Source organism: Parasedimentitalea denitrificans (assembly GCF_011813015.1).
Taxonomy (GTDB): domain Bacteria; phylum Pseudomonadota; class Alphaproteobacteria; order Rhodobacterales; family Rhodobacteraceae; genus Parasedimentitalea; species Parasedimentitalea denitrificans.
In genome coordinates, this window is the sequence record NZ_QHLQ01000006.1 from 15,314 (window position 1) to 27,097 (window position 11,784).

12 protein-coding genes are annotated in these 11,784 nt (G+C 54.6%); 1 reads left to right on the forward strand and 11 read right to left on the reverse strand.

All coding sequences use genetic code 11. The annotated features are described in order from the left end of the window. Positions 1–29: 29 nt before the first annotated feature. The 7 genes from rplL to secE form a co-directional block, all read right to left on the reverse strand. Positions 30–401 carry a 50S ribosomal protein L7/L12 gene (gene rplL / locus DL239_RS07845; protein WP_167683462.1) on the reverse strand — a complete coding sequence of 124 codons (372 nt, stop codon included), beginning with the start codon at positions 399–401 and terminating at the stop codon, positions 30–32. An 81-nt stretch (positions 402–482) separates the two neighbouring features. Continuing rightward, positions 483–1,001 carry a 50S ribosomal protein L10 gene (gene rplJ / locus DL239_RS07850; protein ID WP_167683463.1) on the reverse strand — a complete coding sequence of 173 codons (519 nt, stop codon included), beginning with the start codon at positions 999–1,001 and terminating at the stop codon, positions 483–485. 681 nt (positions 1,002–1,682) lie between these two features. After that, on the reverse strand, positions 1,683–2,381 hold the full coding sequence (rplA, locus tag DL239_RS07855) for a 50S ribosomal protein L1 (protein ID WP_167683464.1): 699 nt from the start codon (positions 2,379–2,381) through the stop codon (positions 1,683–1,685). Position 2,382: 1 nt separating this feature from the next. After that, positions 2,383–2,808 carry a 50S ribosomal protein L11 gene (gene rplK, locus DL239_RS07860; RefSeq protein WP_167683465.1) on the reverse strand — a complete coding sequence of 142 codons (426 nt, stop codon included), beginning with the start codon at positions 2,806–2,808 and terminating at the stop codon, positions 2,383–2,385. Between the two features lie 204 nt (positions 2,809–3,012). Beyond that, positions 3,013–4,311 (reverse strand): adenylate/guanylate cyclase domain-containing protein, encoded by a 1,299-nt coding sequence (locus tag DL239_RS07865; RefSeq protein ID WP_167683466.1) that lies wholly within the window; start codon positions 4,309–4,311, stop codon positions 3,013–3,015. Positions 4,312–4,485: 174 nt separating this feature from the next. Continuing rightward, positions 4,486–5,019, reverse strand: a complete 534-nt coding sequence (gene nusG, locus DL239_RS07870; RefSeq protein ID WP_167683467.1) for a transcription termination/antitermination protein NusG — start codon at positions 5,017–5,019, stop codon at positions 4,486–4,488. A 220-nt stretch (positions 5,020–5,239) separates the two neighbouring features. Then, complete coding sequence (secE, locus tag DL239_RS07875; protein WP_167683468.1) at positions 5,240–5,437, reverse strand: preprotein translocase subunit SecE; 198 nt, start codon at positions 5,435–5,437, stop codon at positions 5,240–5,242. A gap of 234 nt (positions 5,438–5,671) precedes the next feature. On the opposite strand from secE, the gene DL239_RS07880 reads away from it, so the two are divergent. Continuing rightward, complete coding sequence (locus DL239_RS07880) at positions 5,672–7,864, forward strand: O-linked N-acetylglucosamine transferase, SPINDLY family protein (RefSeq protein WP_167683469.1); 2,193 nt, start codon at positions 5,672–5,674, stop codon at positions 7,862–7,864. A gap of 100 nt (positions 7,865–7,964) precedes the next feature. On the opposite strand, the gene DL239_RS07885 is transcribed toward DL239_RS07880, so the two are convergent. From DL239_RS07885 to uvrC, 4 genes are all read right to left on the reverse strand, one after another. Next, complete coding sequence (locus tag DL239_RS07885) at positions 7,965–8,411, reverse strand: molybdenum cofactor biosynthesis protein MoaE (protein WP_167683470.1); 447 nt, start codon at positions 8,409–8,411, stop codon at positions 7,965–7,967. Positions 8,412–8,415: 4 nt separating this feature from the next. After that, positions 8,416–8,661: a molybdopterin converting factor subunit 1 gene (gene moaD / locus DL239_RS07890; protein WP_167683471.1), complete on the reverse strand. Its 246-nt coding sequence runs from the start codon at positions 8,659–8,661 to the stop codon at positions 8,416–8,418. Continuing rightward, the gene (gene pgsA / locus DL239_RS07895; RefSeq protein ID WP_167683472.1) at positions 8,661–9,326 is read right to left on the reverse strand and encodes a CDP-diacylglycerol--glycerol-3-phosphate 3-phosphatidyltransferase; all 666 of its coding nucleotides are present in this window, start codon (positions 9,324–9,326) and stop codon (positions 8,661–8,663) included. The genes moaD and pgsA overlap by 1 nt, the downstream gene beginning before the upstream one ends. 140 nt (positions 9,327–9,466) lie before the next feature. After that, positions 9,467–11,338: an excinuclease ABC subunit UvrC gene (gene uvrC / locus DL239_RS07900; protein ID WP_167683473.1), complete on the reverse strand. Its 1,872-nt coding sequence runs from the start codon at positions 11,336–11,338 to the stop codon at positions 9,467–9,469. Between the last annotated feature and the right edge of the window lie 446 nt (positions 11,339–11,784).

Consider the following 11,784-nt stretch of genomic DNA (forward strand, 5'->3'; position numbering starts at 1 on the left):
AGAGCGAGCCACCCTCAAGCAACCTAAGCTTAGGCCACTTCGACTTCGGCGCCAGCTGCTTCCAGCTTGCCTTTAACGTCTTCAGCTTCGTCTTTCGACACGCCTTCTTTGATCTTGCCGCCAGCTTCGACCAGAGTCTTAGCTTCTTTCAGACCCAGACCAGTGATGCCGCGGACTTCTTTGATCACGTTGATCTTAGAAGCGCCTGGGCTCTTCAGGATCACGTCAAATTCAGTCTTTTCTTCTTCAGCTGCACCGGCGTCGCCACCAGCAGCCATTACAACAGCGCCACCAGCGGCAGGCTCGATGCCATACTCATCTTTGAGGATGGTTTTCAGTTCTTGTGCTTCCAGCAGGGTCAGGCCCACGATGCTTTCTGCGAGTGCTTTCAGATCAGCCATTTTATCAGCTCTTTCCGTTTATCAGTGTGTTTTTCCAACGTCAGGGCACATGCCCCACGCCAGTCATTCAGTGCCAACCGCTTACGCAGCTTCCGCCTTCTCTTCGATGGTCGAAAGGATGCTTGCGATATTGCTTGCAGGTGCGCCAATTGCGCCAGCGATGTTGGAAGCAGGTGCGCCGATGCAGCCAGCGATGGAAGCAATAAGCTCCTCGCGGGAAGGCATTTTCGACACGGCTTCAACGCCAGCAACATCCAGAGCATTCTCACCCATTGCACCACCAAGGATAACGAACTTTTTGTTCTCCTTGGCGAATTCCTGAGCAACCTTGGCCGCAGCCACTGGATCCTCAGAATAGGTTAGAACGGTCATCCCTGTCAGCAGGTCAGAAATGCTTGCACATGACTTTCCCTCGAGGGCGATTTTGGCGAGCCTGTTTTTGGCAACACGCACAGATCCGCCGGCTTCGCGAGCGCGGCCCCGTAGATCTTGCATATCAGCAACTGTCAGACCGACGTAGTGTGATACCACAACAACGCCAGAGCTTTCGAAGATCTGGCCGAGTTCGTCGACCAATTTCTCTTTCTGGGCTCTATCCACAGTTCTCTCCAAATTTGGGATGTCAGACATCCCGGCTCAAGTTTGCCAGGCTTCGAAAAACCCAGCGTTCAGGTCCGTAGTTACGGGGTGAGCCAAAAATCGCCCGAGGGTTTGAAAGTCCTCGATCTTTTTTGTCTTTTCCCGTCTCAGGAGGGAAATTAAGACCCTTAGAAAGGGCCACCCACCATCTTGGACGAAACGAAACAAAGCGCACGACGAATCGCACGCTTCACTTCGCGGTCACACCTAAGAGGATTTTAAGGGCTTTCCAAGCAGAAAATGCAGGTTTCGGCGATATCATCAGACTGTCCAACTGTTGCACCAATGTCAGGTCTGCGCACGGTCTCTTTATGCGAAGTTTTGATTTACCCGTCAGAGTGCTTGCAATCGCGCGATTACCGCCGGCCTCACACCCCGGCACAGGTTCAGGACCCCGGTTGTAAACGGGGCGCTACAGGAATGCATTTACGCACGGGAGATAAAGTCCCCGTCCGTCTCCGCTCTGGTGGTACCACCATCGATATTCGGATCAGATGTTAGGATGCAAATACAGCTGGCTGAACATTGGAAAACCGACACGGGAGAACGCCTAGTCGGCCCATTGGCACGGCCTGTCTATGTGAAAAGGCCCGGAACTGCGGCAGCAGATCCGGGCCTCTAATTTAACAGTCTACGCCGATCTTACTCAGCAGCAGCGTTGTCTACATTAACAGTCACGCCTGGGCCCATAGTCGAGGACAGAGCGATTTTCTGCATGTAGGCACCTTTGGCGCCTGCTGGCTTAGCCTTGGCAACAGCAGAAACAAATGCGCGGATGTTTTCTACCAGCTTAGCTTCGTCAAACGATGCTTTGCCAACACCAGCGTGCACCACGCCACCTTTTTCAGCTTTGAACTGAACTTCGCCACCTTTGGCTGCTTCTACGGCTGCTTTCACATCCATAGTCACAGTGCCAACCTTTGGGTTTGGCATCAGGTTACGTGGGCCCAGAACTTTACCCAGACGACCAACGATTGGCATCATGTCAGGTGTCGCGATGCAACGATCGAAATCGATTGTGCCGCCCTGAATGGTTTCCATCAGGTCTTCTGCACCAATGATGTCAGCGCCAGCAGCCTTGGCTTCGTCAGCCTTGGGGCCACGTGCAAAAACAGCAACGCGCATGGATTTACCAGTGCCGTTTGGCAGGCCGATAACACCACGAACCATCTGGTCAGCGTGACGTGTGTCAACACCCAGGTTCATTGCGATTTCGATGGTTTCATCGAACTTAGCATTGGCATTGGCCTTGATCAGAGCAACAGCTTCTTCAACCGACACATCTACTTTGCCAGCGAATGCTTCGCGCGCAGCGCGAGTACGTTTTCCAAGCTTAGCCATATTACTTCACCTCGATGCCCATAGAGCGGGCAGAGCCCAGGATGATCTGCATAGCGCCTTCGATATCGTTGGCGTTCAGATCTTTCATCTTGGCTTCGGCGATTTCTTTCACCTGAGCCGCGGTCACAGTACCGACGGTTTCGCGCGACGGTGTTTTAGCACCGGACTTAACCTTGGCAGCCTTCTTCAGGAAGTAAGACGCAGGTGGCGTCTTGATGTCCATAGTGAAGGACTTGTCCTGGTAGTAGGTGATCACGGTTGGGCACGGCGCACCGGGCTCCAGATCTGCAGTTTTAGCGTTGAACGCCTTACAGAATTCCATGATGTTAATGCCGCGCTGACCCAGCGCCGGACCAACTGGTGGCGAGGGGTTCGCTTTACCTGCAGGAACCTGCAGCTTCATTGTACCAGCAAGCTTCTTAGCCATTTGGTTTTCCTTTCAACGTGAGCGAAACGCGTTCCGCCCGGTTTGTGTTGCGTGGTCCAGTCCGACATCGCGATGCCTGCAACCTCCCACGAGAGAATCTCGCCCGAAGACGATAATGGCGGCGTGTACGCCTGTTTTGAGATATTGACAAGGGGAGCTGACAAATCAAACCGACAATGATCTGTGGAAGCGCCGCTCAGCCCCTCAAACCGGATGCAAAAGCTGAAAAACCTCTACCGGCTCCCGAATTCCTTTAAAAGTCTGCGCCCCTCTGGACGCAACTTCAAACTGCGTCTCAACCGCGATACCAGCCTTTGGACTCAGCAGAATCTCTCCGTCCTTTGCCTCATCACACAATCGAGCAGCCAAATTGATCGCGGTGCCCGATGCTGTGTAGTCAAACCTGTCTTCGAAGCCAACGATCCCCACCGTGGCATAACCTAACGACACGCCAACCCCAAACCCGAGACGATACCCAAGGCGCTGCCATTGCGCGCAGAGCTCTTTCATCCGCTCGCACATTGCGACAGCCAACCTAACCGCATCCCCTGCCGGGTCGTCACATTTCAGCGGATCGTTGAACAAAGCCATGATGCCGTCCCCCATCCTATGGTCCACACCGGCGCCATGGACATTGATCAGTCGCCCCATCTCTTCGTGATAGGTTTGCAGGACGTCTATGGTTTCCTCTGGTTCCGCCGTTTCACAAAACGCCGTAAATCCGCGGATGTCACAAAACAACACCCCCAACAGCACGCGATGGCTGGACAACACTTTCTCGGAACCGGATTGAATAATGGCGTCAGCAACCGCTGGCGGAAGAAACCGCTTGAGCTTGCCTATCCGCTCAATTTCCCCCACCTGCGCCTGCACCCTTCCCTCCAACTCAGCATTGAGCTGCTCCAAGGCCTTGAACTGGCGCGCATTCTCAATCGCAATCACAGCCTGAGATGCGAAAGCCTGTACCAGAGCAACCTCTTGTTCGCTGAATGGGCATACCTCCTGACGAAACAGGGTGATGTTTCCGATAGCCTTGCCATTCTGGAGCAACGGTACAAACACCACGCTTCGTATCGAAGAATGATCGACCATGGATCGCACCACCGGACTATTGGCCTTATAGAGGTCGCTGTCCCGCATATCAGGCAAAACAACCAAGCGCTCCTCAATGATGGATTTTGCCGCATAGGACACTGACACATCCAACACCATTTGCCCGGTCTCAAACAGCTCAACGGCTTTGGGAAACAGGCCACGATAGGCCGCAAGAACTTGGTGGTCGTCACCGGCCTGCGCCAAGATCAATGCAGACATCGGCGCATTACAAAGCGCCTGAGCGTGGTCGAGAATAGCCTCGAACACCGGCTGGTCGTCATCGCGAGATTGGCTGATGACCTCCAAAATCTCTTGCAAGGCACGTTCGCGAGCTGTCGCATTAACCGACTTTGATGCTGGAACACCGCCTTCTTCGGAAGGGACGTATTGCTCAAATGAGTGCGCCAAAAAATTCCCCGGCCATCATAGTGGATTGGTGACGTTAATGTCCCCATGCTAGCTGAATGCGAGATTCGGGCAAGGTGAGCGTTACAGGCACAATAACGACTGGCACTTCCACCCAACAAAAAAGCCCCGAAGGATATCCCTCGGGGCGTGCAATCACTTCACCATTTGGCTAACTCAGCCCTGTTTAGTAACCTGAGTGAATTCCAATTCGACCGGGGTTTCCCGACCAAAGATCGAAACAGTAACCTTGAGGCGCTGGTTATCTTCGTCAACTTCCTCAACCATACCGTCGAAGTCTTCGAACGGACCTTCGTTGACCTTGACCTTCTCACCCACTTCAAAGTGGATAAGTGTACGAGGCGCTTCTTCGCCTTCCTGCACGCGGTTCAGAATCTGGTTCACCTCGGCGTCACGCATTGGCATCGGACGGCCCTGCGGACCCAAGAAGCCAGTAACGCGGTTGATCGAGTTGATCAGGTGGTATCCGTGGTCGCTCATTTCCATGTGGACCAGAACATAACCCGGCATAAAGCGACGCTCGGTGGTCACCTTTTTACCGCGACGGACTTCGATCACTTCTTCGGTAGGCACCAGAACCTCGTCGATGTCACCATCCAGACCAGTTTCTTCAGCCGTCGTGCGAATCTGTTCTGCGATCTTCTTTTCGAAGTTCGAAAGCACGCTGACCGTATACCACCGTTTCGCCATGAAACTGACCGTCCTTGTTCTGTCGGGTTGGCACCATTGCCTTGCCGTCGCTTGAATTTCCGTTGCAGCCGCTTGCTGCATCTTAACAAAAATCGGCGCGCAACACGAATCGCCGCACGCCTCTGTTTTAGACATGGCCCACCTACCCGCCAATCGAGACGAGATCAAGAGGTACGCCTTCTTTTCGATGAAGCATCAACGCCCCATCCGTCAGCATGGCCTACTTGAACATATCCAGCACGCCAGACAGCCCAAAGCGGATAATGATATCGACCAGAGCAAAGAACACAGCCGTCAGCGCAGCCATGATAAAGACCATTACGGTGGTCAGCAGAACTTCACGGCGGGTCGGCCAGACGATTTTGGAGACCTCGGCCCGAACCTGCTGGATGAACTGAACTGGATTAATAGTGGCCATTTGGCTGGTTCTCTCTGCTAACAATCAGCAAACGACTTAGCTCGTGGCACCACGGAATTCAAGCCCTGTTCGATGCCCGCAGCCCTGCTATCCGCGCCAAGCCCCATAGTGCGTTGGGCCAGAGCCGATTGCAGTCAATTCAATGTTAATTCTACTCACCTATGTAGGGGGCAATCCTACCCGACCTCAGAAGGGTCTTTAATGGGTATAGCGTGATCAGTGAGGTAGAAATCCATGGCTCTCGCCCAGTCTTCAAACACAACCAATCAGCTGAACCAAATCGACGACCTGAACGGTGTAACTGAAACACTCCGCAATGTTCTTCGGTGCAACTCAACGGCAAGCCCGGAAATGGCGCCGCTGGCGACATTGCCCACCCTCCTAAAGAAGCCAGCCGAACCGCCAGTTTCGGAACTGGTAAGACTATCCAACGGTTTTATTGCGGGACGGCTTCGTGCCACCGCCAACGGGGCCGCCGAAATGGTGCGTTCCCGGCAGAAATCTCTGTTCCTTTGGGCACTATTGGGACGATGCTATCTGGAACTGGGCGCCTTCGAAAAGTCGGCGATCTGCCTGACCCGCGCCACTGCCGTTGCGCCACAACTGGGTGAGCTATGGTCATTGCTCGGTGAAGCGTCCGAGAAAGATAACAAAATCGACGAGGCTGCCACCCAGTACCGCAAGGCGGTTGAGCTAGCGCCCAAGCATCTGACTGCACGTTCAAACTTGGGAACACTTCTTGCGTCCTTGGGACAGTTTTCTGCTGCGGACAAACACCTGTCAGCAGCAATTAGCCTAGAACCAAAGGACCCGGTACTTCACTTTAGCCGCGCCGAGGCCCTTTACCAATTGGGGCAGCTAGATGCCGCAAAACAGGGCTACATGTCTGCAATCTCGATTGATCCAGGCTTTGCTGACGCTCAATTCGGCCTAGGTCAAATCAACGCCGAGCAAGGCAACCACGCCGCCGCTATCAGGAATTTCAGCGAGGTTCTGGAAAACGACCCAAATAACGATGCAGCCCGCGTTCTTAAGATGAACCAGATGGCACATATCAACGACTGGAGCTGGTCAACAGAGTATCAGGAGCACCGCAAGCTCCTTGGCCTGCACGGCATCGGTTGTGATCCGCTTTCCCTCATCACACTCGAAGACAATCCGGACCTGCTACGGCTGCGCACCCATGCCTTTGCCGCGCAGGAATTTGGCCCTATCACCCCTCGCCCGCCGGCCCGGGTGTCCCAGCGGCCAAACCGCCTTCGGATCGGTTACTTTGCATCAGACATTGGGGCTCAGGTCGACCGGAACCAGTTGAATGGCCTGATTGAAAATCATGACATGAACCGGTTTGAGGCCTTCGCCTATTCCTATGGAACCAGCCGACAGGTAGATCTGCCTGTTCGCATGTCCGAGAACCTAGCCCGGTTCCGCAATGTGCAAGGCAACAGCAATGCCGAGATCATTGCAATTGCACAGGCAGACAAACTCGACATTGCTGTGGACCTAAGCGGTTACACTCAGGACAGCCGCAGCTCGATTTTTGCCAGCCCGCTGGCTTCTTTGCATATGTCCTATTTGGGCCACCCCGGAACCATGGGGAACACCGCCTTTGACTATCTGATTGGCGATCACACCGTTTGCCCGCCAGGAAGCGAACGTTTCTACTGCGAGCATCTGATCCGCATGCCGGACAGCTTTCAGCTCAATGACGATCAACGTCTGATCTCTAGCCGACAGCTTACCCGGCAGGCCTGCGACCTACCCGACGACGCGTTTGTGTTTTGCAACTTTGGCAGCAACCACAAAATCACCTCGCAGGAATTCGGCATCTGGATGCGATTGCTGTCACAGGTCGAAGGCAGCGTTCTGTGGCTGATGCGAAGCTGCGACCAATCCATGTCCAACCTTCAGCGCGAAGCCTCCGAACAGGGTATCGACCCGGCGCGGTTGATTTTCGCAGACAGGATGCCAAAACCGGAACACCTTGCGCGGCACAAGATCGCAGACTTGTACCTTGATACATTCACCTGCAACGCCCATCGAACGGCCAGTGATGCACTCTGGGCTGGCTTGCCAGTTTTGACCCTCGCTGGGCAGCAGTTTGCCGCTCGTGTCGGTGCAAGCCTGCTGGATGCAGTCGGTCTGCCAGAACTCATCACTCAGACCACGGCAGATTACGAATCCTGCGCCATGGATCTCGCGACATCCCCCGACAGTCTCCTGTCGCTGCGCAGCAAGCTGAAAACCCTTGGGCGACGGGCACCGCTGTTTGATACTCAGAAAATCACCCGATCGCTGGAACTGGGCTTAGACATGGCCTTTGATCGGCACATATCCGGGCAAAGCCCAACACATCTGGACGTTCCCGAAGCATCCGCGTCAGAGCCTATGGTGACGACAAAGACACCAAAGTCCTCAGCCGCCTGATAGAATGTCGATCTCAACCGGGGCGATGTCGCGCGGACGCAGTCCGCGCGCGGCCCAACGGGAGTAGATCATGTAGTGATCGTACGACGGGCGGGAGCCGCTACCAGCGGGTCAATGCGTCCTCGTCTTCGTCCTTGGATGCAACCCAATCTGCCGCCCCGTCGTGCAAAATTTCCTTTTTCCAGAACGGAGCTCGGGACTTCAGATAATCCATCAAATACTCAGCCGCTTCAAACGCATCCTTGCGATGCCGTGAGGCGGTCGCGACCATCATGATCTGTTCACCCAGTTCCAGACGGCCATACCTGTGAATGACCAGCGCGTCACCCAGCGACCAGCGGTCTTTGGCAGTCTGCGCGATTTCAGTCAACGCTTTGAGCGTCATGCCGGGATAGTGTTCGATTTCCATCGCCACCAATCCGCCCTGATCCGCATCTCGGACAATTCCAGTAAAGGTGACTATGGCGCCTGAACCATTGTTGGCTTGGGCAAAGGTCTCGGCCTCAACACCCAAGTCAAAGATTTCTTCCTGTACTGATACCCGCATTGGATCAGCCGCCTGTCATCGGAGGGAAGAATGCCACTTCGCGCACGCCATCCAGCGAAGCGTCAAAATCACTCAGCTCTTGATCCAAGGCCACCCGCAGGGCCGACAGGTCGGAAAAGGCAGCAGCATAGCGGTCCTCACGGGCGCGTAGCTCCTCTACCAATGCCGCGACTGTGGTGGCATTGGTTTCAACACGTTCACGTGGCAGGCCGATGCGTTCGCGAACCCAAGCAAAATAGAGAACGTTCATCAGGTGCTTTCTTTCAGATGTGGGAAGGCCTTACGCAGGTAGTCGGCACCGGTAATCAGTGTCAGCGCAGCAGCAATCCAGAGCAACCACAAACCAACTCGGCCCGTCCAAACCATAGCCTCAAATTTCCAACGAATACCTTGCAAGTCTTCGACCTCGCCCAGCATGATTTGATCGACCAAAGGCTGGTCCATTCCCCAGGCTGCCATGCCCAGGTAATGTTCAAAAATCCCCTGAGCGAAAAGCACAGCAATCGCCACCATCTGAGCGGTCGTCTTCCACTTAGCCAGCTGGGTTACTTTCAACGTGCCGGCTGTGTCCCCAAGGAATTCACGCAGGCCCGAGACGAAAACCTCGCGAAACAGGATAAAGGTGGCGGGTAGCACCAGCCAGGGCGACATCGAAGAATAGCCAACTATCACCATCAGGGCGATCACCACCATCGCCTTGTCCGCGATCGGATCCAGCATGGCACCCAGTTTGGTTTCCTGCTTCCATGTTCGGGCAAGATACCCATCGACCCAGTCGGTCAGCGCTGCAACGACGAACAACATCAATGCAAACCAATCTGCATAGGGCCGACTGAAATAAAGGAACATCACAGCAAGACCAGGAGCGGCCACCAGACGAAGCAAAGTCAGAATATTAGGTACAGTCCATGTCATGGGCGGACCTTAGCTTGCCCGCGCACGAGTGGAAAGCCGATGCAGACAAAATCTGTCCCGAAAGGGACAGATGCCTCCGGCGGGGATATTTAGGGCCAGATGAAGGTCGGATCTTGTCCTATTTTCAGAACGTTGCGGCATCATTTATCCTGAAAGAAGTCATATATTCGCTGCGCCAGCGCAACCGAAACACCATCGACCACCTTAAGATCAGACAGATTAGCGCGGCTTACGGCCTTGGCACTGCCGAAATGCGCCAGCAAGGCGCGCTTGCGACTGGCGCCAACACCCGGCACATCATCGAGTGGTGTGGCGCCAATGGCCTTGGCGCGTTTGGCACGGTGAGTGCCGATGGCAAAGCGGTGGGCCTCGTCTCGCATGCGCTGCACGAAATAGAGTACGGGATCGTTGCGTTGCAGGGCAAAAGGGCGCTGGCCGGTACGGTGGAATTCTTCCTTGCCGTGGTCACGGTCGACCCCCTTGGCAACACCCACCATTGGGATGTCGCCAACGCCGTGTTCTTGCATGATTTCTTCGACCGCCGAGACCTGCCCGGCGCCGCCGTCGATCAACAGCAGGTCAGGCCAATGGCCTTTGCTGCGGTCCGGGTCTTCCTTTTGCAGGCGCGAGAAGCGGCGGTGCAGCACTTCCTTCATCATGCCAAAGTCATCACCGGGGACCAGATCGTCGCCCTTGATGTTGAATTTGCGGTAGGCGTTTTTCATGAACCCTTCGGGGCCGGCCACAATCATGCCCCCTACTGCATTGGTGCCCTGAATATGTGAGTTGTCGTAGACCTCTATCCGATTGGGAGGGCCTTCCAGGTCAAAGGCTTCAGCCAAGCCGCGCAATAGCTTGGCCTGGGTGGCGCTTTCAGACATGCGACGGGCCAGAGATTCGCGGGCATTGCGGACGGCAAAGGCGATCAGTTCAGCCTTTTCACCGCGCTGCGGGGTGATGATCTCAACCTTGTGCGAGACCTTGCCGCTTAGCGCTTCAATCATCAGGTCTTCATTTTCGATACCGTCCGACAGGATCAATTGCCGTGGTGGTTCTTTGTTATCGTAGAACTGACCAATGAAGGCCTCCATCACCTCAGCCGGGCTAACGTCCGCGCCGACCCGTGGGTAGAAATCTTGATTTCCCCAGTTCTGATTGGCACGGACAAAGAAGACCTGCACGCAGGCCTGACCGCCATCCATGTGAAGCCCAATGATATCCGCCTCGGCCACGCCTCGTGGGTTGATACCCTGCGCCGTCTGAACCTGTGTCAAAGCCTTGATACGGTCACGCAAGGCAGCAGCGCGTTCAAATTCCATAGCTTCGGATGCCGCCATCATTTGCTCCGCCAGATCTTCCTGCACTTTGGTTGAACGTCCTGACAAGAAACGTTCGGCATCACGCACGCTGTCGGCATAGTCTTCTTGGCTGATTTCGCCGGTACAGGGCGCCGAGCACCGTTTGATCTGATATTGCAGGCACGGCCTAGTGCGGCTCTCAAACATCGGGTCAGTACAATTGCGCAGTAGAAATGCCTTTTGCAGCTGGTTCAGGGTTCGGTTCACGGCCCCGGCGCTGGCAAAGGGGCCAAAATAGCTGCCCTTTTCCTTGCGCGCGCCGCGGTGTTTTTTGATTTGCGGGTAGTCGTGCGTTTTTCCCAGCAGGATATTCGGAAAGCTTTTGTCGTCGCGCAGCAGCACGTTGTATTTCGGCTTGAGCTGCTTAATCAGGTTCTGTTCCAGCAACAGCGCTTCGGTTTCAGTGCGCGTGGTCAGGAACATCATCGACGTGGTCAGAGCAATCATCCGCTCGATACGCGGACTGTTGCCGGGGCGGCTGTAATTGGACACCCGCGCACGCAGGTTGCGTGCCTTGCCTACATAGAGCACTCGGTTCTCGGCATCGAGCATCCGATACACGCCGGGAGACCCATCCAAAGTCTTCAGGTACCCCAACACAACGGCATATCCGGTGGTTGGCTTAAGTGGCTCAGAGGTGGGTGAATCAGTCATGTTACCAGAGATATGATTCCCTGCCCTGCGCTGCAACGTTCAACCGCGCAGTTCAAGCGCTAACAAATCCACCGATCCTGTGGATAACTGTGGAGATATCTTTTGTTTAAGCGGCAGTTTTCGTTGGAAACGGGTGAATATACAATTCTGCTCAATTATTAGGCACGATTATAAGCGATTGAAATTATTAGACTATCTTTTTAAGGTTTAGTAACACATTGAAAAATAACACATTTTCGTTACATTTCCTCGAAGAAATTACTGCCGGTGCAAAACTTTTTGCAGTTTGCGCGATTACAGCACAGAAACAGTCTACTCGCAATCAACCCTATCAGAGGTTTTCCAGCCCAAATACTGCTGCCATCGCCCCAAATCAACCGCCCAGAAGCCACCGATCCATCCAGCGTATTGACTGGCCTCTCGGCAACTTAATCAGCCTCCGCGCC

What these genes read in the sequence shown, in the direction of transcription:
- rplL (WP_167683462.1), bottom strand. Translation starts at nt 401, where the DNA reads ATGGCTGATCTGAAAGCACTCGCAGAAAGCATCGTGGGCCTGACCCTG.
- rplA (WP_167683464.1), bottom strand. Translation starts at nt 2,381, where the DNA reads ATGGCTAAGCTTGGAAAACGTACTCGCGCTGCGCGCGAAGCATTCGCT.
- rplK (WP_167683465.1), bottom strand. Translation starts at nt 2,808, where the DNA reads ATGGCTAAGAAGCTTGCTGGTACAATGAAGCTGCAGGTTCCTGCAGGT.
- nusG (WP_167683467.1), bottom strand. Translation starts at nt 5,019, where the DNA reads ATGGCGAAACGGTGGTATACGGTCAGCGTGCTTTCGAACTTCGAAAAG.
- secE (WP_167683468.1), bottom strand. Translation starts at nt 5,437, where the DNA reads ATGGCCACTATTAATCCAGTTCAGTTCATCCAGCAGGTTCGGGCCGAG.
- DL239_RS07880 (WP_167683469.1), top strand. Translation starts at nt 5,672, where the DNA reads ATGGCTCTCGCCCAGTCTTCAAACACAACCAATCAGCTGAACCAAATC.
- DL239_RS07885 (WP_167683470.1), bottom strand. Translation starts at nt 8,411, where the DNA reads ATGCGGGTATCAGTACAGGAAGAAATCTTTGACTTGGGTGTTGAGGCC.
- moaD (WP_167683471.1), bottom strand. Translation starts at nt 8,661, where the DNA reads ATGAACGTTCTCTATTTTGCTTGGGTTCGCGAACGCATCGGCCTGCCA.
- pgsA (WP_167683472.1), bottom strand. Translation starts at nt 9,326, where the DNA reads ATGACATGGACTGTACCTAATATTCTGACTTTGCTTCGTCTGGTGGCC.
- uvrC (WP_167683473.1), bottom strand. Translation starts at nt 11,338, where the DNA reads ATGACTGATTCACCCACCTCTGAGCCACTTAAGCCAACCACCGGATAT.